Here is a 23,704-nt window from a genome sequence, read left to right as displayed (position 1 = left end):
TTGCCGGGGGGCCGCGTCCTTTGCTATGCGGAGCGTCGGTTCGGGTGGTTAGCTCAGTTGGTAGAGCGTCTCGTTTACACCGAGGATGTCGGGGGTTCGAGCCCCTCACCACCCACCACCATACCTTTCTCCAGAAAAAGACGTGCGCCCGGAAGCGGGTTCTGCCGGGGGCCGATGCCGCATCGGCGCTCCTGCACACCAGCCGAGCACGCGGGGACGCTTGCCCGGTCCTTTCCCGGGGAGGCGACAAATCCCGGCCCGACGGGTCCGCCGACTTGACCCGCCGGTCCAGTCCTGGCCACACTCCGCCCGAACGCGCAGACATGACAGGACGGCCCGATGAGCGACACCAAGATCATGCCCCCCGGCCAAGGAAACCCCCTGCAACCGGCGATCATCATCTATATCGTCTATGCCGGAAGCTTCCTCGTGCCCTTCGCGGCCATCGGCGGATTGGTCTACGCCTACGTGGAACGGGGCAATAACGCGGTCCTCGACACGCACCTGGATTTCCTGATCCGCACCTTCTGGTGGGGGTTCTTGATGATCGTGCTTGGAATCATCCTGTCCTTCGTCTTGGTGGGCGCATTGGTGCTGTTGTTCTGGATGGTCTGGACGATCGTTCGCCTGATTACCGGTATCCAACTGGCCCAGAAACAACAGCCGATCCGCGATGTCGAACTCTTCGGGCTGAAAGCCGTCTGATCTGCGCGGTGGCGCACAGGACGGGTTCGGTGCGGGGGAATTGGCGGCGGGCGGCCTGACCGCTATCTCTGGTTCAGTCCCAAGCCCACAAGGAGCCGCGTGACATGAGCTGGAACCCCGCCCTCGACCCCGAATGCCCGACCGGTGACGCCGTGGACGCGATCGAGACCGTGATCGTGCCGCGGGCTCGCGATCTTGGCGATTTCGAGGTCCGCCGCGCCCTACCTGCGCCCAAGCGGCAGATGGTCGGCCCCTTCATCTTCTTCGACCAGATGGGTCCGGCGGAATTCCTGACGGGCCAGGGGGTCGACATCCGTCCGCACCCCCATATCGGCCTCTCGACTGTGACCTACCTTTACGAGGGCAAGTTTCACCACCGCGACAGCCTCGGCACGGATCAATGGATTGAGCCGGGCGCGGTGAACCTGATGACGGCGGGCCGTGGGATCACCCATTCCGAGCGGATCGACGGCGATATGCTGAACGAACCCTATCGCCTTTCGGGCATTCAGACCTGGATCGCCCTGCCCAAGGATGCCGAAGACGGTGCGCCCGATTTCGTCCATGCCGCAAAGGCCGATCTGCCGTTTCTGGAGGGGGAGGGTAAAGAGCTTCGCCTGATCCTCGGCACGGCCTATGGCGCGGCTGCGCCGGTCAAGACGCCGTCCGAGATGTTCTACGCCGACGCGCTATTGCAGCCCGGTGCCAAACTGCCGATGCCCGACGATCACGAGGATCGCGGCGCTTACGTCCTCGATGGCGACGTGACGATTGCGGGCGAGACCTTCGAGCGGGGGCAGATGATGGTCTTCCGCCCCGGCGACCGCGTGTCGATGCAGGCCGGATCGAAAGGCGCGCGCGTCATGATCCTGGGCGGTGAGACGCTCGAAGGCCCTCGTCACATCTGGTGGAACTTCGTCGCCTCCTCCAAGGAGCGCATCGAAGAGGCGAAAGAGGCCTGGCGCCAAGGGGATTGGCAACACGGTCGCTTCCAACTGCCCCCGACCGACAACGGCGAATTCATTCCGCTGCCTGAGCGGTAAACGCCCCAGGGCCGTCCTGCCCGTCGCCGCGCCTTGGGCCGCCCTATCCGCCCTTGCCAGCGATTGCGCGCGCAGGCAGCGTGCGCGCATGTTCATCCGCCCCGCCATGCAAGACGACCTCGCCGCCATCGCGCATCTGCACGAGGCGAATTGGCGGCGCGATTACGCGGGCCTCTTGCCCGAGGCGGCCCTGGGTTCCCGGCTCAGCACCTATATGCAGCAGCGGTGGCATCCGGGGGTGTTGTCGACCAGCCGCGCCTTCGTGGCGCACGATGCGCGCGACGACCTGATCGGGTTCGCCGCCATGCTCGATGAGGGGCCGGACGGCTGTGCGTATCTCGACAATCTGCATGTGGCACCGGTGGCACGCGCCCAGGGGGTGGGTCGGGCGCTGATGTCGGCGGTGGCCATCCTCGCCATTCCCGGTGCGCTGACCCTTGAGGTGCTGAGCGCCAATCGCACGGCGCGCCGGATCTACCGGAGCTGGGGCGGTATCGAGGGGCGGGAATTCAATGACACGATCCTGGGCGAGGCCGTACCATCCGTCATCGTGGGCTGGCCGGAGGCGACGCAACTGGTCGACCGTTTGCGGGGTCTGCCCCATGGCTGACGCGGCCCCGACGCCCACGCGCGCGATCGTGCTTATCCTCGTCGCGATGGTCTGCATTTCGGTCAATGACACGCTCATCAAGCTGCTTTCGGGCGGCTACCCCCTGCACCAGATGGTCTTCGTGCGTTCGATCATCGGCGTCGTTTTCACCGCGATCATTCTGCGATACGAGGGCGGCTTGCGGCTGTTGCGGACGGCGCAGCCGGGCCTGCACGCGATCCGGGCGCTTCTGATCGTCGCGGCCAACATGCTCTATTTCGCGGCCCTTGCGGTTATGCCGCTCGGCGCGGCGGTTGCGCTGTTTTTCGTGGCGCCGCTTTTCATCACGCTTCTGGCGATCCCTGTCCTGGGGGAGCGTGTCGGTCGGCATCGCCTGACCGCCATTCTGGTCGGGCTGGCGGGCGTGGCCGTGATGATGGCCCCCGGCGTCGATTGGGGGGAGGCCCCCCGCGGGGCGCTGATCCTGCCGGTCCTGGCGGCGGCGTGTTACGCGGGCATGCAGGTCATGACGCGGAAGCTTGGCGCGCAATCGGCGGCATCGGCCATGGCGATCTACATCCAGGTGGCATTTATCGCGGTATCGGCGCTGTTCTACGTTGGCGTAGGCGACGGGCGGTTCGCGCAGGGCGTGAACAATCCCAGCCTGCAATTCCTGCTGCGCGCGTGGATTTGGCCGGAGCCGGGGGATTGGTGGAAATTCGCGACTCTCGGCCTGATGTCAGCGGCGATCGGCTATAGCCTCAGCCAAGCCTATCGTTTGGGCAATGCCGCCACCATCGCGTCCTATGAATACGTCGCCCTTCCCGCCGCCATCGTGATCGGCTGGACCGTCTTTGCCGAACGTCCCGGCGTGGCGACGATCCTGGGTGCTGCACTGATCGCGGGGGGCGGGCTCTATGTCTTTGCGCGCGAACGCAGGCAAGCGGGCGTCGGCCCGGCGGCGGAACGTCCGATCCGGCGGGGTTGAGGCGGTTTGCGCCGGGCGAAGGGGCCACGTTTCGGATTATCCGCAACAATACCGGGCGGGGGCGCGCAACGGCGCTTGACGGGGTAGGCGGCGGGTCTTAAACCGCCCCTCACGCCGGAGCAGTCCGGTGCAGGGTGAGCGGTTGTAGCTCAGTTGGTTAGAGTACCGGCCTGTCACGCCGGGGGTCGCGGGTTCGAGCCCCGTCAACCGCGCCACCATCCTGCACTTTCGACGGTCAAGGCGTGATGCGCGGTTGTAGCTCAGTTGGTTAGAGTACCGGCCTGTCACGCCGGGGGTCGCGGGTTCGAGCCCCGTCAACCGCGCCAATTCCAATGCCAGATGCTAGACCCCTCTGGATCGCGGGCGCGCATCGCGCTGACATCACATCTGTGTCCCGCGCCTTGCAACGGCGCTTCGCCGCGCTCTATCCAACCCCATGACGCGCGTATTCGCCTTCCTGTTCTGCCTTTGCGCCGCGGCGTCCGCTAAAGGTCAGGACGCGCCGGACCCGCTGATCATGCCGATGGCCGCGATCCTCGATCTGGCGCGGCAGCCGTTCTTGGCGGAGGATCGGTTCATCGCGGCCCTGTCAGAGGCCGTGCCGACCCATCTGATCCGATCCGGCCCAATGGATACGCCCGAACCGGACCCGTTCCTGTGGGCCATCGGCGGCACGTTCGGCCCCGACAGCGCGCGCGCCTTGCCCGGCGCGATCTTTGGGTGCGGGCGGTACGGCCTCGCCACGCGGGAGGCGTTCGCGGAACGCGGCTTCGTGGAGCCGCGCATGTTCGCGTTGATGCGTGCGGCCCTTCCCCTATCCGACGACCCCGATGTCTGGCCCGACGGGGCCGTGGCGCGGCTGCATTGCTCTTTCGTGTGGGACGACGCGCGGGTTGTGGCCATCGTGCCGGAGGATGCCGCGCTTGCCACGCTGAACGCGCATTACGCGGAGGTCGGATCAAGCGCGAATATCGCGTTCCGCCAAGCGCTTTACGGCCCGGACGGCTATGCCCTTACCGGACGGCACGGTCCATCGGATACTGTGATCCACGTTGAAAGCGCCCAGATCGTCCTGACCCTCGGACACCAATCCCTGACCTTTCGCAGCTTCCTGATGGGCGGTGGGTTCTGAAGGGCGTCAGCCCCTGTGAATCCAGCCGCCCCCGAAGATGCGCCCGCCTTCCGGCGAATAGAACACGCAGGCCTGTCCGGGGCTGACGCCTTCTTCGGCCACGATCAGTTCGACCTCTGCCTCAGTCGGGGACAGGGGCCGGATTGTCGCGGCGCGCGGCGGGCGGGTGGAGCGGATCTTGACCTCCAGCTCCCACGCATCGCGGCTGTCGAAGGGTGCATCCCCCAGCCAGTTGATCTCCCGCACCGGCACGGTTCGGGTGCTGAGCGCTTCTTTCGGGCCGACGATGACGCGGCGCGTGTCGGGGTCGAGTTTCACCACGTAAAGCGGATCGGCCAGCCCCCCGATGCCAAGGCCGCGCCGTTGCCCGATCGTGTAATGGATGACACCACGGTGTTGGCCGAGGACGTTGCCGTCCGTATCCACGATCTCTCCGGGATCGGCCGCACCGGGGCGCAGCTTTTCGATGACGGACGCATAATCGCCATTCGGCACGAAGCAGATATCCTGGCTGTCGGGCTTGTCGGCCACGCTCAGCCCGTATTTTGCGGCCAACGCACGGGTTTCGGCCTTGGAGGTCAGGTGGCCAAGCGGAAAGCGTAGGTAATCCAGTTGCTCCTGCGTGGTAGAGAAAAGGAAATAACTCTGGTCGCGCGCGGCATCGGCGGCGGAGTAAAGCTCCGCCTTTTCCACACCCATCTTGCGTTGAATGTAATGGCCCGTCGCCATGCAATCCGCATCGAGGTCTTTCGCCGTCGCCAGCAAATCCTTGAACTTCACCCGCTCGTTGCAGCGGATGCATGGCACCGGAGTGGCGCCCGCAAGGTAGCTGTCGGCGAATTCGTCGATGACCGCGTCACGGAACACATTCTCGTAATCGAGGACGTAGTGCGGAAAATCCATCGTCTCGGCCACGCGTGCGGCATCGTGGATGTCGCGCCCGGCGCAGCACGCGCCCTTTTTGGCCAAGGCCGCGCCGTGGTCGTAAAGCTGCAAAGTCACGCCCACCACGTCATAGCCTTCTTCGGCCAATTGCGCGGCGACGACCGAGGAATCCACACCACCTGACATCGCCACCACCACGCGCGTATCCGCAGGCGATTTGGCAAAGCCAAGGGAGTTGAGGCCGCTTTTTTGGTCGAGCGCCATGGGATCGGTCCTGACGAGGAAGGGTAAGCGCGGAATATAGGAAAAAGGCGCGCTATCTCAAGGACTGCTTACGCGATCTTAAGCCTCCTGTTCCATGGTCCCGGCAACACAAGCGAGATTTGAGGCCAAGATGTACATCAGACGTATCCAGGGGCCCCATGCCGTCACCTTGCCCGATGGCTCCACCATGACGCGCTCGGACCTGCCATCGCCGCGCACCTCGCGGTGGGTGGCCAGCCGGAAAGCGGCCGTCGTGCGGGCGGTCGACCACGGGCTTCTGACGGCGGAGGAGGCGATTCGTACCTACAGCCTGTCGGAGGAGGAGTTGGAGGCGTGGCGCGCCGCGGTGCACCAGCACGGCGAAAACGCCTTGAAAGCAACAGCTTTGCAGCAGTTTCGCGACTAAGGCTCAAAAAAATCCGGATGTTTTTGTGAATCGATCCGGTGTCAGTAACCTGTAATTAACCATTTCGGCGAAAAGTGGGCGACAACACAAAAGAGTTTACCCGGAGAGAGCTGATGCGCGTTCTGCTTGTCGAAGACGATCCCACCACGTCCCGCAGTATTGAGATGATGTTGAAGCACGCCAACCTCAACGTCTACTCCACCGATCTGGGGGAGGAGGGGATGGATCTCGCCAAGCTCTACGACTACGACATCATCCTTCTGGACCTGAACCTTCCTGATGTTTCCGGCCACGAGGTGCTGCGCCACCTGCGCACCGCACGGGTGGAGACGCCGATCCTGATCCTTTCAGGCCTCGACGATCCGGAAAACAAGCTCAAGGGTTTCGGCTTCGGTGCCGACGATTACCTGACCAAGCCGTTTCACCGCGAAGAACTCGTCGCGCGCATCCACGCCATCATCCGTCGCTCCAAGGGCCATGCCCAATCGGTGATTGAGACCGGTCGCATCTCCGTCAATCTCGACGCCAAAACGGTGGAGGTGGAAGGCGCGCCCGTCCACCTCACGGGCAAGGAATACCAAATGCTGGAGCTTCTGAGTCTGCGCAAGGGCACGACGCTGACCAAGGAGATGTTCCTCAATCACCTCTATGGCGGCATGGATGAACCGGAATTGAAGATCATCGACGTGTTCATCTGCAAACTTCGCAAGAAGCTGAGCGAAGCGACCGGCGGCGACACGTATATCGAAACGGTCTGGGGACGCGGTTACGTGTTGCGTGATCCGATGCCGGCTGCCGAACCGCTTGGCATCGCGGCCTCCGCCTGACCCTTCCGCACCACCCCTAGCGCCACGGCGCGGCGGTTTCTGTGGGGGCTTTCACCGAACACGCAGCCTGATGCGCTTGGAACGGCCCGGTCACTGCCCCGGGCCGTTTTCCCGTACCGAACCCGGCCCACCGAACCCGCCATCTCTGGACGCGGGCGGCGCACGATCCTATCACCTAGGGCATCGACACCGGCCATGGGGGCGCGACCTTGTCAGACAGAATGCACGACGCGGCGGCCCTGGCCGATGCCCTGACGGAGGCGGAGGCCAAGTCCCGCTTGAAAGAGCTGGCCGCGGTGCTTGCCCAGGCGAATACCGCTTATCACCGGGACGATGCACCTGACCTGACCGATGCGGAATACGACGCGCTCAAACGTGAAAACGCGGCGATCGAGGCGCGCTTCCCCGCGCTCAAGCGGTCCGACAGCCCCAGTGATCAGGTCGGCGCGCCCCCGTCGGATGGATTCGCTAAAGTGACCCATTCCCAACGGATGCTGTCGCTTTCCAACGCCTTCGATGCCGATGACGTGCGCGATTTCGTGGCCGGCATCCGGCGCTATCTTGGCCTGTCCACCGATACCCCGCTTGCCTTCACGGCGGAGCCCAAGATCGACGGATTGTCTCTGTCCCTGCGGTACGAGGACGGCCAACTCGTCACCGCGGCCACACGGGGCGACGGGGCGGTGGGCGAAAATGTCACCGCGAATGCCCGGACGATTACGGATATTCCAACCAGCCTGGACGGCGCGCCGGATATCCTCGAAGTGCGCGGTGAGGTCTATATGAGCCATGCGGATTTTGAGGCGCTCAACACGCGCCAAGCGGATGCCGGCGCCAAGACCTTCGCCAATCCCCGAAACGCCGCCGCCGGATCGCTGCGCCAATTGGATTCTGAAATCACGCGGTCTCGCCCGCTGAAATTCTTCGCCTATGCCTGGGGGGAGGTCAGCGAACCGCTTGCCGATACCCAGACCGGCGCCCTGGACCGCCTCGAGAGCATAGGCTTCCAGATCAACGAAACCACGAAGACCTGCAAGACCGCGCAAGAGATGCTGGACCACTATGCCAGCATCGAGGAGGCGCGCGCGGCGCTGGGTTATGACATCGACGGCGTGGTCTACAAGGTCGATGACCTGGCCTTTCAACGCCGCCTCGGGATGCGCTCAACGACGCCGCGTTGGGCTATCGCCCACAAATTCCCGGCCGAGCTGGCCTGGACGACGTTGGAGGCCATCGACATCCAGGTCGGGCGCACCGGCGCGATCAGCCCCGTCGCGCGCCTGACGCCGGTGACGGTAGGCGGTGTCGTCGTCTCCAACGCGACGCTGCATAACGAGGATTACATCGCGGGCCGCGACGCCAACGGCGCGCCGATCCGGGACGGAAAAGACATTCGCGTGGGCGATTTCGTGCAGGTTTACCGCGCGGGCGACGTGATCCCGAAGGTGGCCGACGTGGACCTCTCCAAGCGGCCTGACGACGCGGTGCCCTATGCCTTCCCCGAGACCTGCCCCGAATGCCAATCCGCCGCCATCCGGGAAGAGGGCGACGCCGTGCGCCGCTGCACCGGGGGCCTGATTTGCCCCGCGCAGGCGGTGGAGAAGCTGAAACACTTCGTCTCCCGCGCCGCGTTCGATATCGAAGGTCTGGGCGCCAAACAGGTGGAGGCGTTCTACCTCGACGGCTGGATCAGGGAGCCCGCCGACATCTTCACCCTGCGCGACCGGTACAGTCAGGGGATGCACCAGCTCAAGAACCGCGAAGGCTGGGGGGAGAAGTCGGCCGAAAACCTGTTTGACGCCATCGACGACAAGCGCCGAATTCCGCTCGCGCGCCTGATTTTCGGCCTCGGCATACGCCATGTGGGGGAGGTCGCCGCGGCCGATCTTGCGCGCCATTACACAAGCTGGACCGCGTTGGCCGAAACGGTGGACGCCTCGGCTGAGGCCGCCCAGGCCCACTTGCGCGCGGAGGAACTGATCCTGGCCGAACGCAAGCAAGCCGCTGATGAAGGCCGACGCGCCAATCTGCAAGCGCAGCGGGACATGGCCTGGGCCAATACGCCCGAGGAGGCCAAGACAGCGTGGGAGGATCTGATCGGCATCGACGGGATCGGCGCGACCGTGGCCGTGTCACTGGTCACGACATTGAAGCAACGGCGGGAACGGGACTCGATCGAGCGTCTGATTGCCCATCTCGACATCCAGGCCCCCGAGGCACGGGCGAGCGAAAGCCCGGTCGCCGGTCAGACCATCGTGTTTACCGGCAGCCTTGAGAAGATGACGCGGGCGGAAGCGAAAGCGCGCGCCGAAAGCCTGGGCGCGAAAGTCTCCGGCTCCGTCTCGGCCAAGACCGATATCGTCGTGGCGGGGCCCGGCGCGGGATCGAAGGAGAAGAAGGCGCGGGAGCTTGGTGTAAGACTGCTCGACGAAGATCAATGGCTGGATCTGATCGGCGATGGCTGAGAAAGATCGCCCGAAGGCGCATATTCCCAAGGGCCGGCCGGAGATCCTGTTCCCGCTCTTTGCAAGCCTCGATGCGTTGGACGGCGTCGGGCCGAAGACCGCAAAAAGCTACGCGGGCATCGGCGTTGAAACCCCCAAGGATCTGATCCTGACCCTGCCCGTGGGCGGGCTTGACCGGACACGCCGAGAGTCCATCCGGGATGTTCCCCTTCCCGGGATGGCCACGGTCGAGGTCACGGTGGGCGCGCATCTCAAACCGAAGGGCCGCGGCCCCTATCGCATCGACGTGGAGGATGCCAAGACCGCGTTCCAGTTGGTCTTCTTCCACGCGCGCGGCGATTATCTGGACCGGACTTTGCCGACGGGAAGCCGCCGTGTCGTCTCCGGCAAGGTGGAGCTTTACGACGGCATCGCGCAGATGGCCCATCCCGATCACATGCTGCCCCCGGAAGAGGCCGCGAGCATCCCACCGTTCGAGCCGGTCTATCCGCTGGCCCAGGGTCTGACGCAGAAGGGGGTTCACAAGGCCGTCACATCGGCGCTGGACCGGGTGGAGATATTGGGCGAATGGATCGACCTCGATCTGGTGCGGGAGCGGGACTGGCCCGCCTGGTCCGACGCGCTCCAGGCCGCGCACAGGCCGAAGGGTGCCGCCGATCTCAGCCGCGCCCACCCGGCCCGCGAACGCCTCGCCTACGATGAGCTTTTCGCCCACCAGTTGACCCTGTCGCTCGCCCGCGCCCATCGCAGGCGCAAGCCCGGTCTGGTCAGCAAGGGTGACGGTGCGTTGCGCGACAAGGTGCTGAAGACGCTGCCCTATAAGCCCACCGGCGCGCAGATCCGCGCGGTGGAGGAGATCGCGGAGGATATGGCGCAGCCGCACCGGATGAACCGTCTTTTGCAAGGCGATGTCGGATCCGGCAAAACGCTCGTGGCGCTCATGGCGCTGCTGATCGCGGTGGAAGCGGGCGGGCAGGGCGTGATGATGGCCCCGACCTCCATCCTCGCCGGGCAGCATCACCTGAACCTCAAACCGCTGGCCGATGAGGCGGGGATCGTGTGCGAAATCCTGACCGGCGCGGACAAGGGGCCGGAGCGGCGGGCGAAGCTGGCCGCACTGGCAAAAGGTGACATCCACATTCTCGTCGGCACCCATGCCGTGTTCCAGAACGACGTCACGTTCCACGATCTGCGCCTTGCGATTGTCGATGAACAACACCGCTTCGGCGTGCGTGAACGGGTCCGGTTGAGCCAGAAGGGGGCGGCCGCGGATATCCTCGTGATGACCGCCACGCCAATCCCGCGCACGCTGTCACTGGCGCAATACGGCGATATGGATCTGAGCGTGCTGGACGAAAAGCCGCCCGGGCGCACCCCGGTCAAAACCGCGCTCATCTCCACCGCGCGGCTGGACGAAGTGGTAGATCGACTGCGCACGGCATTGGCGGAAGGGCGGCAAGTCTATTGGGTCTGCCCGCTGGTCGAGGAATCGGAGGTTTACGACGCCACGGCGGCGGAGGAGCGGTTCAAGATGCTCCGCGCCGCCTTGGGCGATGACGCCGTCGCCTTGGTCCATGGCCAGATGCCGTCGGCCCAGAAAAACGCGATCATGGCCGCATTCAAGGCGGGCGACACGCGGGTCCTTGTGGCGACAACGGTGATCGAAGTCGGCGTGGACGTCCCCAACGCGTCGATCATGGTGATCGAACAGGCGGAGATATTCGGCCTATCGCAATTGCACCAATTGCGGGGGCGCGTTGGGCGGGGCGCGGCGGAATCCACATGCCTCCTCCTTTACCGCGCCCCGATGGGAGAGACCGCAACACGCCGCTTGCAGGTCATGCGAGAGACCGAGGACGGGTTCCGCATTGCCGAAGAGGATCTTGCGATCCGCGGGGCGGGCGACCTGATCGGCACGGCGCAATCGGGTCTGCCCCGGTTCCGTATCGCGGATCTGGAAGGGCAGGCGGCGTTGATGGCGCTGGCCCAGACCGACGCGCGCACCCTCTTGGCCCGCGACCCGGAATTGGAGGGCGCACGGGGGCAATCAGCGCGGGTTCTGCTGTGGCTGATGGAGCAGGACAAGGCCATCCGCCTGCTCGACGTAGGGTAAGGCTAAAAATGAGAACAAACGCGGTTTGTTCGCGAATGTTCTCAAAAAGTTCTGGACAAATGCGACCGGACATGAGAACAAAGGGTCAACAAAGACGTTAACCAACACCCGGAGGTCCCCATGATCCGCCAAGCCACTCAGATCCTCGCCCGGTCGCGCGACACGCTGATGTATGATTTGGCCGGTGTCGTGGCCCTTGCCGGGATGACGGTCGCGCTCTTGCATCTTCCGGGTCTCATCTGAGGTCCGACACGGTTCTGCCTGCGATCCATTCTTGGGTTTCTTGTTCCGGCGACTTGTCCCCGCCCGAACATCTGCCTCGCCCATAGCCCCATGCCTCGGGGCGTCACGGATACGCATCACTCCGCCGCCATCCTGCCCTGGATGCGCGGCGGTTTTTTTGGATGGCAGGTCGTTCGGGACGGCGCCTAGGCGCAGGCGGCGCGTTCGGCTTCGGCCATGGCGTCGGCGGTGGCGTCCAGCGCAAGCATGATGGAGGCGTGGCGATTGCGATAGTCGCGCGCGGGTTCCAGCACCTCATATCCCGCGAAGGGCAGGGACGGGGGATCACCGCCGTCCTTCAGCATCGCGCGCAGGGCGTCGCGGGCGGCCTCGACCTCCGCGCGGGTGCGTCCGATCACGTTCCGGCCCAACAGCGCGGCAGCGGCCTGGCCAAGGGCACAGGCCTTCACGTCCTGCCCGAACGCGCTGATGCGTCCATCCTCCATCACCACGTCCACCGTCACCGTCGACCCGCAGAGGGGCGCGCGTTTCTTGACGCTGGCCTGCGGGTCGGCAAGCCGCGTGCGGTGGGGGATGTCCGCCGCAAGCGCGAGGATGCGCTGGGAATAGAGCTTGATGAGATCGGTGTCGGTCGTCATCGCTTTGCCTTTCGTGCCGTCTGCCCATAGGTAGCGGTGAGTTTTCGATTTGCAAAGGGTGCGCCCATGACCGCCTTCGACCCGGCCACACTCCGCTTTGACGCCAACGGCCTGATCCCCTGCATCGCCCAAGAGAAGGGGAGCGGCGAGGTTCTGATGATGGCGTGGATGAACGCCGATGCCGTCGCGAAAACCCTGGAGACGAAACGCGTGACCTATTGGAGCCGGTCGCGGCAGGCGTTCTGGGTGAAGGGAGAGACCAGTGGCCACACGCAGGACCTGGTCGACCTGCGGGTCGATTGCGACCGCGACTGCCTGCTGGCGATCGTGAACCAGACCGGCCCGGCCTGCCACACGAACCGGCGGGTGTGTTTCTTCACCTCGGTTACCTCCGGCGAAGAGGTGGAATTGATGGCGCCGGAGTGAGGGGTTGCGCGCTTGCAACCAGGGGTTAAGTCATTAAAAGAAAACAAAAAAGGCTTTTCTGGTAACCAAATCTTAAGGATTGGAGATCATAGGCCCACCATTGCCCGAACATCTTGCGGGCTCGCCCCATCCTCCCGATACTTGCGGATTGCGCGCGCGTCGTCACGCTTGGCCAGCCGCTTGCCGAACGTGTCCCGGATCAGACGATGGTGGTGGTAGATTGGTGGCGACAATCCCAATTCCCATTGTAGGAACCTTTGCAGGAATGTCGCCTCGAACAGGTCTTCGCCACGTATCACGTGGGTCACACCCTGCTCGGCGTCATCGAGAATGACCGAGAAATGGTAACTCGCCGCCATGCCGGGCCGGGCGAGGACCGGGTCGCCCACACGGGTCAGCAGATGCTCGGCGGTCACGTCATGCTCTCCCTCATGAAGGGGGCCGGTTTCCGTGAAGGCCGGCATTCGGGAGGGCGGTCCGACCGTGCGGGACAGGTCATAGCGCAAGGCGTCGCCGGGTTGCCGATCTGAAAAGGCGCGGCCCCGGCAGGTGCCGGGATAGATGCGCCCGTCGGGGCCGAAATCCGGCACACCTTCTTGTGGGGCGGAGGCCGCAGCGGCGATGTCGGCGCGCGAACATCGGCAGGGATAGACCGCGCCGTGGGTCGCAAGGCTTTCCAGGGCTGCCCGGTATCCGTCGAAATGATCCGATTGGCGGCGCACGGGGCCGTCCCAACCTATGCCGAGCCAGCTCAGATCCTCGTAAATCAGATCCTCCCATTCCGCGCGGGCCCGGGATTGATCGAGATCGTCGATGCGCAGAAGGAATGTCCCACCGGCGGCCCGCGCCATGTCATGGGCCAGCAGCGCCGAATAGGCATGGCCCAGATGCAGCGGCCCGGTGGGCGACGGCGCGAAGCGGGTGATCACGATTTGCGCAGGATGTAGATGGAGGACTTCATGTCCTTGCCCGGCAGGTGATCGCCGTAGCTGTCATGGATCAGATCGGCGCTGTTCCGCGCCTTGGCCAGCGCCTCCATGTAGGTCTGATCGGCAAGGGTCGCGTCATTGTAGCTGAACCCCAGAAGCCCGCCCGGCGGCAAGGCGGCGATGAGCGTGTGCAACGTCTCCGCCGGGGCGGCACCGAGGCTGACGACGCCGATGGCCGCGATGATCGTATGGCCGCCAGGCGGCGCGTCGCCCGGTTGGCTTATCCAAGTGGAACGGTAAGCGCCGGTCCGGGATGCGATGTCGAGCATTTCGGGCGTGATGTCGGTGCCGTCGATGGCAGTGAAGCCCTCTGACGCCAGCGCCATGCCCGAGAGGCCGGTGCCGCATCCGAAATCCAGAAGCGGGACGGTTTTGTCGGGTGCGACCTTGGCCAATGCCTTGGCGAGGCGGCCCGGCGTGGCATAGCCCGCGCCTTGCACATCGACGTCATAGGTCGCGGCCCAGTCGCGGTAGATGGCCTGGGTTTCTTCGGGTGAGCGGGGCTGCCAGAGCGGTTTGTCGAACGTTGCCATGGGGGAAGCCTAGGCGGCGCAAACGGCCTGCGTCCAGATCATTCGGCGGCCTGCGCTTGCGGGGCGAGCCACGTTTGCCAATCGGCCTTGGCGCGATCGGTATAGGCCTTGTAGCGGTCCTTGCGCCCGCGCCGTCCGCCTTTGAGGCCTTCGACGGGGGGGAACAGGCCGAAATTTACGTTCATCGGCTGGAAGCTCTTCGCCTCCGCCCCGCCGGTGATGTGGGTGACGAGCGCGCCCATCGCGGTGGTGTGGGGCACCGGCGGCAGCACGTGCCCGTGGTGTTCGGCGGCGGCCAAGCGGCCCGCAAGCAGGCCCATGGAGGCGGATTCGACGTAGCCTTCCACCCCCGTGATCTGGCCCGCGAAGCGGATATGGGGTTTGGAGCGCAGGCGCATCTGGTCATCCAGCAGCGTGGGGGAATTGATGAAGGTGTTCCGGTGGATGCCGCCGAGCCGCGCGAAACTGGCGTCTTGAAGGCCCGGAATCATACGAAAAACAGAGGTTTGCGCGCCGTACTTCATCTTGGTCTGGAAGCCCACGATATTGTAAAGCGTGCCGAGCTTATTGTCGCGGCGGAGCTGCACGACGGCCCAGGCCTTGGTCTGCGGATCGTGGGGATTGGTCAAGCCGACGGGTTTCATCGGGCCGTGGCGCAGCGTCTCCCGGCCCCGTTCGGCCATGACCTCAATGGGCAGGCAGCCGTCGAAATAGGTGGCCGTCTCCCCCTCCTTGAACTCGGTCTTGTCGGCGGCGAGAAGTGCGTCGATGAAGGCGTCGTATTCATCCTTCGTCATGGGGCAATTGATGTACGCCTCCCGCTCCTCCGGCGTGTCGCCCTTGTCGTAGCGCGATTGCCGCCAGGCGACGGACATGTCGATGCTATCGGCGTAGACGATGGGGGCGATGGCGTCGAAGAACGCGAGACTGTCTTGGCCCGCTTCGTCCGCGATGGCCTGGGCCAGTGCGCCGCCGGTGAGCGGGCCGGTGGCGATGATGGTCGGGCCGCTGTCGGGCAGGGCGGTGATTTCGTCGTGGGTGATCTCGATATTCGGGTGGGCGGACAGCTTGGCAGTGACAGCTTCGGCAAATGGGTCGCGGTCCACCGCCAGCGCGCCACCCGCGGGCAGTTTGTGCGCGTCGGCGGTCGTCATGATGATGCTGTCTGCGGCGCGCATTTCCCAATGCAGAAGGCCCACGGCGTTCTGTTCGTCATCGTCGGAACGGAAGGAGTTGGAGCAGACCATTTCCGCGAGGTGGCCAGTACGGTGGGCGAAGGTTTCGACCTTCGGACGCATCTCCACGATACGCACCTTGAGGCCCTGATTTGCGGCTTGCCACGCGGCCTCCGCCCCGGCCATGCCGCCGCCGATGATGGTGAGATCTGTCATGGGGGGGATTTAGGCGCTCAGACGCCCGAGGGAAAGGGCGAAGCGGCCCGGGCCATGGGCGGCAAGCATCAGGTAGCCGCCCGCGATGATCCAGTTCTTGAAGGCGATCGTCATTTGCCACGGGTCATCCATCAGCACGTGAAAGACGCTGGTGGCGATGCAATAGAGCGCGGCGAGGATGGCGAGGGGGCGGGTGGCAACGCCGAGGGCGAGGCCGATCCCGGCGATGGTGGTGAAGAGGCCGGCGGGCCACAGGAGCCAGCCGGGCAGGGCGGCAAGCGCAAGGAGCGCCTGCGCCTCGGTCGGGGAAGCCAGCTTCTGCGCGGTGCCCGCCAGCATCAGCGCCGCCAGGAGAAGGCGCCCGATCAGCGCGAGCGCGTCAGTCACCGCTTGTGTCCGGCGCCCCGCCCTCGTCGATGACCTCGGCGTCTTCGTCGCCTTGGTCAGCGATATAGGCCACGGAAACCACTTCTTCGCCTTTTCCGGTGTTGAACACCTTCACGCCACCGGCAGAGCGGGAGCGGAAGGAGATGCCGTCAATCGGCACCCGGATGCTTTGACCGGTGGAGGTGGCAAGCATGATCTGGTCGTCCATATCCACGGGGAAACTGGCCACGAGCGTGCCGCCGCGCATCGCCTTGTCCATGGCCATGACACCCTGACCGCCGCGTCCGCGAACGGGGTAATCGTGGCTGGAAGACAGCTTGCCAAGCCCGCCGGAGGTGATGGTCAGGATCAGATCCTCTGAGGCCGACATCTCCGCGTAGCGTTCCTGGGACAGCTGGCCCTCGGCCACTTCCTCCTCGTCTGGATCAACCTCCTCCTCCGGCGCGCCGGCCATCAGGCGGCGTTGCTTGAGATAGGCGGCCCGTTCGGAAGCCTCCGCGTCGAAATGGCGGATGATCGACATCGACACGACCTCATCATCGTGGCCGAGCTTGATGCCGCGCACGCCGGTGGAGGCGCGGGAATTGAACACGCGCACGTCCGTTGCGGGGAAGCGGATCGCGCGGCCCTGCTTCGTGACCAGCATCACATCGTCGTCGTTCGAGGCGATACGCGCGTTGATCATGCGCCAGCCTTCGCTGTCGCCTTCGAACTTCATGGCGATCTTGCCGTTGCGCATCACGTTGGCGAAATCGGAAAGCGCGTTGCGCCGGACGGTGCCGCGGTCGGTACAGAACACGACCTGCAACTCGTCCCAGTGATCCTCATTCCTATCCACGGGCATGATCGCGGCGATCCCCGTGCCGATCTCGATGGGCAGAATATTCACGATGGCCTTCCCGCGGCTGGAGCGGGAGCCTTGGGGCAGGCGCCAGGTCTTCAGCTTGTAGACCATGCCGGAGGTGGTGAAGAACAAAAGCGGTGTATGGGTGTTGGCGACGAAAAGGGACGTGACGACATCATCGTCTTTCATCGACCCGCCGCTGAGGCCCTTGCCGCCGCGCTTCTGCGCCCGGAAATCGGCGAGCGGTGTGCGCTTGATGTAGCCGCCTTGCGTGATCGTCACGACCATGTCCTCGCGCTCGATCAGATCCTCGTCTTCCATGTCGCCGGACCAGTCGACAATCTCCGTCCGGCGGTCGACGGCGAATTTCTCGCGCACTTCCGCCAATTCCTCGGAGATGATCGCAAGGATACGCTCCCGCGAGGCGAGGATGGCGAGGTATTCCTTGATCTTGCCTGCAAGCTCCTCCAACTCATCCGTCACCTCTTTCACGCCCAATTGGGTTAGGCGTTGCAGGCGCAGCTCAAGGATCGCACGGGCCTGGGTTTCGGACAGGTTGTATGTGCCGTCCTCGTTGGCCGTATGGGTCGGATCGTCGATCAGCTTGATGAAGGGCAGGATTTCTTCGGCGGGCCAGCGCCGTTCCATCAATTTTTGCCGCGCCTCGGGCGCATCGGCGGAGGCGCGGATCGTGCGCACGACCTCGTCCACGTTCGACACCGCTACGGCCAGACCGCAAAGCACATGGGCGCGGTCACGGGCCTTGCGCAATTCAAACGCGGTGCGCCGGGCCACGACCTCTTCCCGGAAGTCGAGGAAGGCGGTCAGGAACCCGCGCAGCGTCAGTTGCTCGGGCCGCCCGCCATTGAGCGCCAGCATGTTGCACCCGAACGAGGTCTGCATCTGTGTGAAGCGGAACAGCTGGTTCAGAACCACTTCGGGGGTCGCGTCGCGTTTGAGTTCGATCACGACGCGGACGCCGATCCGGTCGGATTCGTCGGCCACGCCGGAAATGCCGTCGATCTTCTTCTCGCGCACAAGCTCCGCGATGCGTTCGATCATGGAGGCCTTGTTCACCTGATAGGGGATCTCGTCGATGACGATGGCGTAACGGTCCTTGCGGATTTCCTCGGTCCGGGTCTTGGCGCGGATGATGACGCTGCCACGGCCTTCCAGATACGCCTTCCGCGCGCCGGAGCGGCCAAGGATAATGCCACCCGTGGGGAAATCGGGGGCAGGGACGTATTCGATCAATTCCTCCGAGGACAGATCGGGGTTCTCGATCAGCGCCTGGCAGGCGTCGATCACCTCACCCAGATTGTGCGGCGGGATGTTGGTGGCCATGCCGACCGCGATGCCGCCCGCGCCGTTGACCAGCATGTTGGGGAAGCGGGCGGGCAGAACCGTCGGCTCTTGCTGCTTGCCGTCGTAATTGTCCTGAAAATCAACCGTTTCCTTGTCGATATCGGCCAAAAGGAACGCGGCGGGCGCGTCCATGCGCACCTCGGTATAACGCATGGCAGCGGGGTTATCGCCATCCATGGAACCGAAATTGCCCTGCCCGTCGAGTAAGGGCAGCGACATGGAGAAATCCTGCGCCATCCGCACCAGCGCGTCGTAGATCGCGCCGTCGCCGTGGGGGTGGTATTGGCCCATCACGTCACCCACAGGCCGCGCGGATTTGCGGTAGGACTTGTCGTGGGTATTCCCCGTCTCGTGCATCGCGAACAGGATGCGGCGGTGCACCGGTTTCAACCCGTCGCGCAGATCCGGGATCGCGCGGGAGATGATGACCGACATGGCGTAGTCGAGGAACGAGGTCTTCATCTCCGCCGAGATGTCGATCGAGGGGCCGGAATATTGCGGCCGCTCGGGGCGGGTTTCCCCATCGGATTCAGGGGGTTCCGGTGTATCGGTCATATGTCCGCCTGTCGCTTGCGCGTTACGCTATATTTTGTTGGCTCTCACTATATCCGCACGGGATATGGGGCGCAATGCCGAGGCGGGATTTTGGCAGCGCCCAGTCATGCGTGCTAACACATTGTTTTCTTTGACAGTAACCGATTTCGCGGCAATCTGGATGAACGAGCGGAGGCAACATTCAAGAGGTGCCAAATGACCGAGACCGAGCTGATGCTGCAAGGATACGGGCTGACCACGGCTGAAATGATCTACCGGATGCCGGATTATCGCAATGTTCTCAATACCTTCGTATGGCAGGACTACGACCTGGCCCCGGATTATCCGAAGCTGTTCGAATTCATTGCCTTCTGGCATGACGAGATCGAGGGGCCGTTGCACTCGGTCCGTTTCACCCATCGCAAGGTGATCGCGCCGGGGCAGTGGCGCAACGTGACGGGCGAATTCACGGTTCACTGAGGCGCGCGGGATCCACGCGTCAAGCCGGTGGGTTCTTCTGGCGACCCGCGCGCTAAGGTGCGGGGCGGGCGCGCTGGAGCATCCCGAACAGGTCCCGCGGATCGTCGGGGTCGGCCAGCAGGTCGAGCCGGTCGTAGAAATCCGTGCCGCGCAGCTTCTCCCGCACGTAGCGCAGGGCGGAAAAATCCTCGACCGCGAACCCCACCGAATCGAACAGCGTGATCTGGCGGGGATCGCGGCGGCCCGTCGCCTGACCCTCGATCACCTGCCAAAGCTCCGTCACCGGATGGTCGTCTGGCAGGGCCTGGATCTCCCCCTCCACCCGGGTCTGGGGCGGGTATTCCACGAAGATGTCGGACCGCAGCAGGATGTCGCGGTGAAGCTCTGTCTTGCCGGGGCAGTCGCCGCCGATGGCGTTGATGTGCACGCCCGCGCCGACCATGTTGTCGGTCAGGATCGTGGCGCATTGCTTGTCGGCGGTGCAGGTCGTGACGATCTGCGCGCCTTCCACGGCGTCTTCGGGCGTGGCGCAGGGGATGACGCGCAGCCCGCTGCCTGCAAGGTTCCGCACGGCCTTTGCGGTCGCGTCCGCGTCGATGTCGTAGAGGCGCACCTCCTCCACCCCGCAGACGGATTTGAAGGCGTGGCATTGGAATTCGGATTGCGCGCCATTTCCGATCATCGCCATTACGCGCGCGTCCCTGGGGGCAAGGTGGCGGGCCGCCATGGCCGACATCGCCGCGGTGCGCAAAGCGGTCAGGACCGTCATCTCGCTCAACAAGGTGGGATAGCCGGTATCGACATCGGCCAGCAATCCGAATGCCGTCACGGTCTGAAGCCCGTCGCGCGTGTTCAGCGGATGGCCGTTGACGTATTTGAACCCGTATTGCGTGCCGTCGGAGGTCGGCATCAGCTCGATCACGCCATCGGGCGAATGGGCGGCCACGCGGGGCGTCTTGTCGAACAGCGGCCAGCGGCGGAAGTCAGCCTCGATCGCGTCGGCAAGCTCCACCAGCATTCGTTCTAGCCCGATATGGTGGATCAGCGCCATCATGTTGGCGACGGAGACGAAGGGGACGAAAGCGCGGGCGGAGGGTTCGGGAAGGGTCATGCCGCGACCCTCCCGTCGAAGCTGCGCGTGGGGCGGTCGAAGACCTTGCGGCCCATGAGCGACGCGGTCAGGTCCACCATGAGCGACGCGGTGCGCCCGCGTTCGTCGAGAAACGGGTTCAGCTCCACCAGGTCGAGGGAGGTTACGAGGCCGCTTTCGTGGAGCATTTCCATCACCAGATGTGCCTCCCGGAACGTGGCACCGCCGGGGACGGTGGTGCCGACGGCGGGCGCGATGGAGGGGTCGAGGAAATCCACGTCGAGCGAGACATGGAGCAGGCCGTCCGCCGCCGCCACCCGCGCGAGGAATGCGCTGAGCGGGGTTGCGAAGCCCGTCTCGTCGATCGCGCGCATGTCGTGGAGGTCGACGGGGAGATCGGCGAGCGCCGCGCGTTCCTCCGGATCGACGGAACGCAGGCCCATGATGCAGACATTCTCCGCCGGGACCGGGGCGGGGACGGGCGGAAAGGCATCGAAGCCGGGCTGACCGGTGAGATAGGCCACCGGCGTGCCGTGCAGATTGCCCGAGGTCGTGGTGCGCGGCGTGTGGAAATCCGAATGGGCGTCGAGCCACAGGACGAATTGCGGTCGCCCCACTGCTGATGCATGCGCCGCCACGCCCGCGACAGAGCCCATGGACAGCGAATGGTCCCCGCCCAGGAAGATCGGCAGGCCCTGGCCCATCGCGTCCCGCGCGGCGTCGGTCAGCGCCTCGCACCACGCGACGGTCTGCGGCAGCGCCTTGAGGTGGGCTGGACCGGTGACATCGCGGATCGGGGCAGGGTGCAGGTTGCCCAGGTCGCGTACGTCCTGCCCGAGATCGTTCAACGTCTTTGCCAGACCGGCGGTGCGATAGGCGTCGGGGCCCATGATGCAGCCGCGACGATCTTTGCCGCTATCGACCGGCGCGCCGATCAGAAGACAGGTTCGAGACATGGGAAGGCCCTTCCGGATAGATGTTTCGCCCTTTTTGGCGTCCGGTCCGGGTGATCGGGAAGCCGTCAGATCGCGCAAAACGCGCGTGACTTTCACAAATTGGCGGATTATGCCGCCGATATGGACGATACGGATCAGAAACTGCTGGCGGCCTTGCGCCGCGACGGGCGGGCGTCCCTCTCCGATCTTGGGGCGGCGCTTGGACTGTCGCGGGCGACGGTGCGCGCGCGGATGGAGAAGCTGCAAACGGCGGGAGTGATCCGGGGCTTCACGGTGCAGACGGCCCATGACCTGATGGACGCGCCGGTGCGCGGGCTGATGATGCTTGCCATTTCCGGGCCGGGGGCGGAGCGCGTGATGCATCGCCTGACGGGCAACGCGGCGGTCAAAGAGGTGCATTCGACCAATGGCAAATGGGATCTGATCGTGGAGATCGGCACCGATACGCTGGAAGCCTTCGACCGCGTGCTGTTCGACATTCGCCGGGTCGACGGGGTTGAGACGTCGGAGACCTCGCTGCTTCTGAACACGCGCAAGGGCGGGCGGCGGGCCTGACGCGACGGATGCGTTAGGCCGGGCGGCGGGCGGCCATGATCCAGATCGCGGCCAGGATCAGGCAGAAAATTCCATTCCAGCTTGCCATGCTGAGCCCCGCGAATGTCCACGCGGCCTCGTTACACAGAACCAGCTGGGGCCCGGACGTCGTGTCGAACAATTCATCGACCGAAAGCGAGCCGAGGTCCTGCGCCGCCGATGCGCCGCAGACCTGCGGGCCTTGCCACCAAGCCCGCTCCACCCCCGTGTGCAACAGCGAGATGCCCGCATTCACTACCATGCTGAGCGCGCCCAACCACGCGATGATCGCGTTGGGCACCATCACACCGACAAGGGCAAGGCCGATGGCGATCCGGTGCGGCCACCGCTGCCACAGGCACATCGCACAAGGCAGAAGCCCGCCGATATATTCAAAGGCGAGCGCCCCGAGAAACAGGGCAAGGGACCCGGCACCGGCGATGGCGATCAGATGACGGCGGGTGAGGGTCACAGATACCTCAACACATAGAAGCCGCCGACAAGCAGGACGCAAAACAGGATGAACATCAGGCCCAGACGCTTTTCGATGAAGTCGCGGATCGGGGCGCCGAATTTCCACAAAAGGGCGGCAACGATGAAGAACCGCAACCCGCGGGCCACCACGGACGCGGCGATGAAAGTCGCTAGGGGCAGGCCCGTCCAGCCCGACATGATCGTGATGACCTTGTAGGGAAAGGGCGTCAGGCCCGCGATCAGGACCGGCCAGAAGCTGAAATCATTGAAGCGTTCGTTGAATTGTTCGATCCGTTCGACCTTGCCCAACGCTTCGAATATCGGGCGGCCGATCTCCTCGAACGCGAAGTAGCCGATCGCGTAACCCAGAAGCCCGCCCAGGACCGAGGCCACGAGACACACGCCCGCGATCAGCCACGCGCGCGACGGGCGCGCAAGGATCATCGGTATCATCAGGACGTCGGGCGGAATTGGAAAGACGGAGCTTTCGGCGAAGCTGACGATTGCCAGGACCCACAAAGCGTGGCGATGGCCCGCAAACCCCATGGTCCAGTCGTAAAGGCGGCGTAGCATCGCGTATCCTGACAATCATTCGCCGCCTGACGTGCCGCATCGGGGCAGGGGGGTCAAGCGCGGGTCAGCAGCCGTTGACGCGGCAAAATTGCGGGGGTAAGCGGGGCGTCGGGCCCGCGTGGCGGAATTGGTAGACGCAGGGGATTCAAAATCCCCCGCCGCGAGGCTTGTCGGTTCGAGTCCGACCGCGGGTACCATGCATTTTATCGCCGACTAGATCACGTCTTTGGATCGCCCCTTGCGGGCGCGTCGCGGCGCGCGCGTGTTTCGTGGCGTCCCGCGTCACTCGATTCGCGGCCAAAACGGAATAAGTACCTTTGTGACATGTCTAAAAGGACAGGTCGGTCGGAGGGCATTCCCAACGGTTCGTGACACACACTGTTTCCGTTGGGTAAGTTAACGTTTGTCACCGGTACGTGGACAATCTTCGGTGATGGTTAAACTGGATTGCCAGAGCTTTTGGATGATTTGCCATGAAAGACAGGCGGATGGCCGCCTATGATCGGGTGCCCCCCGCGGCGTTCATTTACGGAAGCGAAACAATCGGCCCGGATTCAGCCTTAGATTGAGGCCGTCATTTACCACTTTCAGCCCTATTCCTGACGCAATCCCCGAAAATTTCCCTTCTAATCCCGTCAAATTTTCCGCTATTCCACTTTCAGCCCAACTGGGGGGCGATGTCTGCAATAGGCCACGGGGGCGGCCGCACACGATGACCGCTGTAGATGCGGGAGGGGTGTTGCCGTAACAATATCCGGTCGAAGACCGGGCTCGGGAACGAACGATAGACC

At 64.4% G+C, this 23,704-nt stretch carries 24 protein-coding genes and 4 tRNA genes; 17 read left to right on the top strand and 11 right to left on the bottom strand.

All coding sequences use genetic code 11. The annotated features are described in order from the left end of the window. The first annotated feature begins 42 nt into the window (after positions 1-42). The 8 genes from KUW62_RS08645 to KUW62_RS08610 all read left to right on the top strand — a co-directional run bounded on the left by KUW62_RS08645 (position 43) and on the right by KUW62_RS08610 (position 4,457). Positions 43-118: transfer RNA gene (locus KUW62_RS08645), tRNA-Val, on the top strand. A 221-nt stretch (positions 119-339) separates the two neighbouring features. Continuing rightward, positions 340-705 (top strand): hypothetical protein, encoded by a 366-nt coding sequence (locus KUW62_RS08640; RefSeq protein ID WP_224815083.1) that lies wholly within the window; start codon positions 340-342, stop codon positions 703-705. Between the two features lie 104 nt (positions 706-809). Then, positions 810-1,748 carry a pirin family protein gene (locus KUW62_RS08635; RefSeq protein ID WP_224815082.1) on the top strand — a complete coding sequence of 313 codons (939 nt, stop codon included), beginning with the start codon at positions 810-812 and terminating at the stop codon, positions 1,746-1,748. An 88-nt stretch (positions 1,749-1,836) separates the two neighbouring features. Next, positions 1,837-2,358: a GNAT family N-acetyltransferase gene (locus tag KUW62_RS08630; RefSeq protein ID WP_224815081.1), complete on the top strand. Its 522-nt coding sequence runs from the start codon at positions 1,837-1,839 to the stop codon at positions 2,356-2,358. Next, entirely contained in the window at positions 2,351-3,325 is a 975-nt protein-coding gene (locus KUW62_RS08625; RefSeq protein ID WP_224815080.1) for a DMT family transporter, read from the top strand. The genes KUW62_RS08630 and KUW62_RS08625 overlap by 8 nt, the downstream gene beginning before the upstream one ends. Positions 3,326-3,463: 138 nt before the next feature. After that, a tRNA-Asp gene (locus KUW62_RS08620) sits at positions 3,464-3,540 on the top strand. A gap of 34 nt (positions 3,541-3,574) precedes the next feature. Further along, positions 3,575-3,651: transfer RNA gene (locus tag KUW62_RS08615), tRNA-Asp, on the top strand. 110 nt (positions 3,652-3,761) lie between these two features. Beyond that, positions 3,762-4,457 (top strand): hypothetical protein, encoded by a 696-nt coding sequence (locus tag KUW62_RS08610; protein WP_224815079.1) that lies wholly within the window; start codon positions 3,762-3,764, stop codon positions 4,455-4,457. 6 nt (positions 4,458-4,463) lie between these two features. Here KUW62_RS08610 and mnmA read toward each other — a convergent pair whose 3' ends face one another. Next, entirely contained in the window at positions 4,464-5,606 is a 1,143-nt protein-coding gene (mnmA, locus tag KUW62_RS08605; RefSeq protein WP_224815078.1) for a tRNA 2-thiouridine(34) synthase MnmA, read from the bottom strand. Between the two features lie 130 nt (positions 5,607-5,736). Here mnmA and KUW62_RS08600 point away from each other — a divergent pair, with 130 nt between their 5' ends. The 5 genes from KUW62_RS08600 (at position 5,737) to KUW62_RS19040 (ending at position 11,660) form a co-directional block, all read left to right on the top strand. Beyond that, the gene (locus tag KUW62_RS08600; protein WP_224815077.1) at positions 5,737-6,012 is read left to right on the top strand and encodes a DUF1153 domain-containing protein; all 276 of its coding nucleotides are present in this window, start codon (positions 5,737-5,739) and stop codon (positions 6,010-6,012) included. A gap of 113 nt (positions 6,013-6,125) precedes the next feature. Beyond that, complete coding sequence (ctrA, locus tag KUW62_RS08595; protein ID WP_224815076.1) at positions 6,126-6,839, top strand: response regulator transcription factor CtrA; 714 nt, start codon at positions 6,126-6,128, stop codon at positions 6,837-6,839. Between the two features lie 221 nt (positions 6,840-7,060). Continuing rightward, positions 7,061-9,304 (top strand): NAD-dependent DNA ligase LigA, encoded by a 2,244-nt coding sequence (gene ligA / locus KUW62_RS08590; RefSeq protein ID WP_224815075.1) that lies wholly within the window; start codon positions 7,061-7,063, stop codon positions 9,302-9,304. Further along, entirely contained in the window at positions 9,297-11,417 is a 2,121-nt protein-coding gene (gene recG / locus KUW62_RS08585; protein ID WP_224815074.1) for an ATP-dependent DNA helicase RecG, read from the top strand. The genes ligA and recG overlap by 8 nt, the downstream gene beginning before the upstream one ends. A 120-nt stretch (positions 11,418-11,537) precedes the next feature. Then, the gene (locus KUW62_RS19040; RefSeq protein WP_255598759.1) at positions 11,538-11,660 is read left to right on the top strand and encodes a hypothetical protein; all 123 of its coding nucleotides are present in this window, start codon (positions 11,538-11,540) and stop codon (positions 11,658-11,660) included. 185 nt (positions 11,661-11,845) lie between these two features. Here KUW62_RS19040 and KUW62_RS08580 read toward each other — a convergent pair whose 3' ends face one another. Beyond that, entirely contained in the window at positions 11,846-12,298 is a 453-nt protein-coding gene (locus KUW62_RS08580) for an iron-sulfur cluster assembly scaffold protein (RefSeq protein ID WP_224815073.1), read from the bottom strand. Between the two features lie 66 nt (positions 12,299-12,364). On the opposite strand from KUW62_RS08580, the gene hisI reads away from it, so the two are divergent. Then, the gene (gene hisI, locus KUW62_RS08575) at positions 12,365-12,724 is read left to right on the top strand and encodes a phosphoribosyl-AMP cyclohydrolase (RefSeq protein WP_224815072.1); all 360 of its coding nucleotides are present in this window, start codon (positions 12,365-12,367) and stop codon (positions 12,722-12,724) included. Positions 12,725-12,810: 86 nt separating this feature from the next. Here the strand turns inward: hisI and gluQRS are convergent, their stop codons facing one another. The 5 genes from gluQRS to gyrA are packed head-to-tail and all read right to left on the bottom strand — an operon-like array spanning position 12,811 to position 18,788. Then, positions 12,811-13,656, bottom strand: a complete 846-nt coding sequence (gene gluQRS / locus KUW62_RS08570; RefSeq protein ID WP_224817075.1) for a tRNA glutamyl-Q(34) synthetase GluQRS — start codon at positions 13,654-13,656, stop codon at positions 12,811-12,813. After that, positions 13,650-14,246 carry a class I SAM-dependent methyltransferase gene (locus tag KUW62_RS08565; RefSeq protein WP_224815071.1) on the bottom strand — a complete coding sequence of 199 codons (597 nt, stop codon included), beginning with the start codon at positions 14,244-14,246 and terminating at the stop codon, positions 13,650-13,652. The genes gluQRS and KUW62_RS08565 overlap by 7 nt, the downstream gene beginning before the upstream one ends. A gap of 38 nt (positions 14,247-14,284) precedes the next feature. Further along, positions 14,285-15,637, bottom strand: coding sequence for a methylenetetrahydrofolate--tRNA-(uracil(54)-C(5))-methyltransferase (FADH(2)-oxidizing) TrmFO (gene trmFO, locus KUW62_RS08560; RefSeq protein WP_224815070.1), 1,353 nt, complete (start codon positions 15,635-15,637; stop codon positions 14,285-14,287). Positions 15,638-15,646: 9 nt separating this feature from the next. Beyond that, positions 15,647-16,024, bottom strand: coding sequence for a DoxX family protein (locus tag KUW62_RS08555; protein ID WP_224815069.1), 378 nt, complete (start codon positions 16,022-16,024; stop codon positions 15,647-15,649). Then, on the bottom strand, positions 16,017-18,788 hold the full coding sequence (gyrA, locus tag KUW62_RS08550; RefSeq protein ID WP_224815068.1) for a DNA gyrase subunit A: 2,772 nt from the start codon (positions 18,786-18,788) through the stop codon (positions 16,017-16,019). Before gyrA ends, KUW62_RS08555 begins: the two co-directional genes overlap by 8 nt. A 195-nt stretch (positions 18,789-18,983) precedes the next feature. On the opposite strand from gyrA, the gene KUW62_RS08545 reads away from it, so the two are divergent. Then, the gene (locus KUW62_RS08545; protein WP_224815067.1) at positions 18,984-19,247 is read left to right on the top strand and encodes an usg protein; all 264 of its coding nucleotides are present in this window, start codon (positions 18,984-18,986) and stop codon (positions 19,245-19,247) included. 52 nt (positions 19,248-19,299) lie between these two features. Here the strand turns inward: KUW62_RS08545 and KUW62_RS08540 are convergent, their stop codons facing one another. After that, on the bottom strand, positions 19,300-20,358 hold the full coding sequence (locus KUW62_RS08540) for an ornithine cyclodeaminase (protein WP_224815066.1): 1,059 nt from the start codon (positions 20,356-20,358) through the stop codon (positions 19,300-19,302). Then, on the bottom strand, positions 20,355-21,293 hold the full coding sequence (gene rocF / locus KUW62_RS08535) for an arginase (RefSeq protein ID WP_224815065.1): 939 nt from the start codon (positions 21,291-21,293) through the stop codon (positions 20,355-20,357). The genes KUW62_RS08540 and rocF overlap by 4 nt, the downstream gene beginning before the upstream one ends. A gap of 120 nt (positions 21,294-21,413) precedes the next feature. On the opposite strand from rocF, the gene KUW62_RS08530 reads away from it, so the two are divergent. Further along, positions 21,414-21,848 carry an Lrp/AsnC family transcriptional regulator gene (locus tag KUW62_RS08530; protein ID WP_224817074.1) on the top strand — a complete coding sequence of 145 codons (435 nt, stop codon included), beginning with the start codon at positions 21,414-21,416 and terminating at the stop codon, positions 21,846-21,848. A 13-nt stretch (positions 21,849-21,861) separates the two neighbouring features. On the opposite strand, the gene KUW62_RS08525 is transcribed toward KUW62_RS08530, so the two are convergent. Both KUW62_RS08525 and KUW62_RS08520 read right to left on the bottom strand, forming a co-directional pair. Then, positions 21,862-22,338 carry a disulfide bond formation protein B gene (locus tag KUW62_RS08525; RefSeq protein WP_224815064.1) on the bottom strand — a complete coding sequence of 159 codons (477 nt, stop codon included), beginning with the start codon at positions 22,336-22,338 and terminating at the stop codon, positions 21,862-21,864. Next, the gene (locus KUW62_RS08520) at positions 22,335-22,913 is read right to left on the bottom strand and encodes a YqaA family protein (protein ID WP_224815063.1); all 579 of its coding nucleotides are present in this window, start codon (positions 22,911-22,913) and stop codon (positions 22,335-22,337) included. The genes KUW62_RS08525 and KUW62_RS08520 overlap by 4 nt, the downstream gene beginning before the upstream one ends. 112 nt (positions 22,914-23,025) lie before the next feature. Between KUW62_RS08520 and KUW62_RS08515 the strand changes: the two genes are divergently transcribed. Next, positions 23,026-23,110, top strand: a tRNA-Leu gene (locus KUW62_RS08515). Positions 23,111-23,704: the final 594 nt, after the last annotated feature.

The sequence above is a fragment of the Hasllibacter sp. MH4015 genome (genome assembly GCF_020177575.1).
Classification (GTDB): domain Bacteria; phylum Pseudomonadota; class Alphaproteobacteria; order Rhodobacterales; family Rhodobacteraceae; genus Gymnodinialimonas.
The sequence above is the reverse complement of the archived record's forward strand: the minus strand, read 5'-3'. Positions and strand labels throughout refer to the sequence as shown.

Bases quoted from the DNA above. Each gene is read 5' to 3' on its own strand.
- KUW62_RS08640 (WP_224815083.1), top strand. From the start codon at position 340: ATGAGCGACACCAAGATCATGCCCCCCGGCCAAGGAAACCCCCTGCAA.
- KUW62_RS08635 (WP_224815082.1), top strand. From the start codon at position 810: ATGAGCTGGAACCCCGCCCTCGACCCCGAATGCCCGACCGGTGACGCC.
- KUW62_RS08630 (WP_224815081.1), top strand. From the start codon at position 1,837: ATGTTCATCCGCCCCGCCATGCAAGACGACCTCGCCGCCATCGCGCAT.
- KUW62_RS08625 (WP_224815080.1), top strand. From the start codon at position 2,351: ATGGCTGACGCGGCCCCGACGCCCACGCGCGCGATCGTGCTTATCCTC.
- KUW62_RS08610 (WP_224815079.1), top strand. From the start codon at position 3,762: ATGACGCGCGTATTCGCCTTCCTGTTCTGCCTTTGCGCCGCGGCGTCC.
- mnmA (WP_224815078.1), bottom strand. From the start codon at position 5,606: ATGGCGCTCGACCAAAAAAGCGGCCTCAACTCCCTTGGCTTTGCCAAA.
- KUW62_RS08600 (WP_224815077.1), top strand. From the start codon at position 5,737: ATGTACATCAGACGTATCCAGGGGCCCCATGCCGTCACCTTGCCCGAT.
- ctrA (WP_224815076.1), top strand. From the start codon at position 6,126: ATGCGCGTTCTGCTTGTCGAAGACGATCCCACCACGTCCCGCAGTATT.
- ligA (WP_224815075.1), top strand. From the start codon at position 7,061: ATGCACGACGCGGCGGCCCTGGCCGATGCCCTGACGGAGGCGGAGGCC.
- recG (WP_224815074.1), top strand. From the start codon at position 9,297: ATGGCTGAGAAAGATCGCCCGAAGGCGCATATTCCCAAGGGCCGGCCG.
- KUW62_RS19040 (WP_255598759.1), top strand. From the start codon at position 11,538: ATGATCCGCCAAGCCACTCAGATCCTCGCCCGGTCGCGCGACACGCTG.
- KUW62_RS08580 (WP_224815073.1), bottom strand. From the start codon at position 12,298: ATGACGACCGACACCGATCTCATCAAGCTCTATTCCCAGCGCATCCTC.
- hisI (WP_224815072.1), top strand. From the start codon at position 12,365: ATGACCGCCTTCGACCCGGCCACACTCCGCTTTGACGCCAACGGCCTG.
- KUW62_RS08565 (WP_224815071.1), bottom strand. From the start codon at position 14,246: ATGGCAACGTTCGACAAACCGCTCTGGCAGCCCCGCTCACCCGAAGAA.
- trmFO (WP_224815070.1), bottom strand. From the start codon at position 15,637: ATGACAGATCTCACCATCATCGGCGGCGGCATGGCCGGGGCGGAGGCC.
- gyrA (WP_224815068.1), bottom strand. From the start codon at position 18,788: ATGACCGATACACCGGAACCCCCTGAATCCGATGGGGAAACCCGCCCC.
- KUW62_RS08545 (WP_224815067.1), top strand. From the start codon at position 18,984: ATGACCGAGACCGAGCTGATGCTGCAAGGATACGGGCTGACCACGGCT.
- KUW62_RS08540 (WP_224815066.1), bottom strand. From the start codon at position 20,358: ATGACCCTTCCCGAACCCTCCGCCCGCGCTTTCGTCCCCTTCGTCTCC.
- rocF (WP_224815065.1), bottom strand. From the start codon at position 21,293: ATGTCTCGAACCTGTCTTCTGATCGGCGCGCCGGTCGATAGCGGCAAA.
- KUW62_RS08530 (WP_224817074.1), top strand. From the start codon at position 21,414: ATGGACGATACGGATCAGAAACTGCTGGCGGCCTTGCGCCGCGACGGG.
- KUW62_RS08520 (WP_224815063.1), bottom strand. From the start codon at position 22,913: ATGCTACGCCGCCTTTACGACTGGACCATGGGGTTTGCGGGCCATCGC.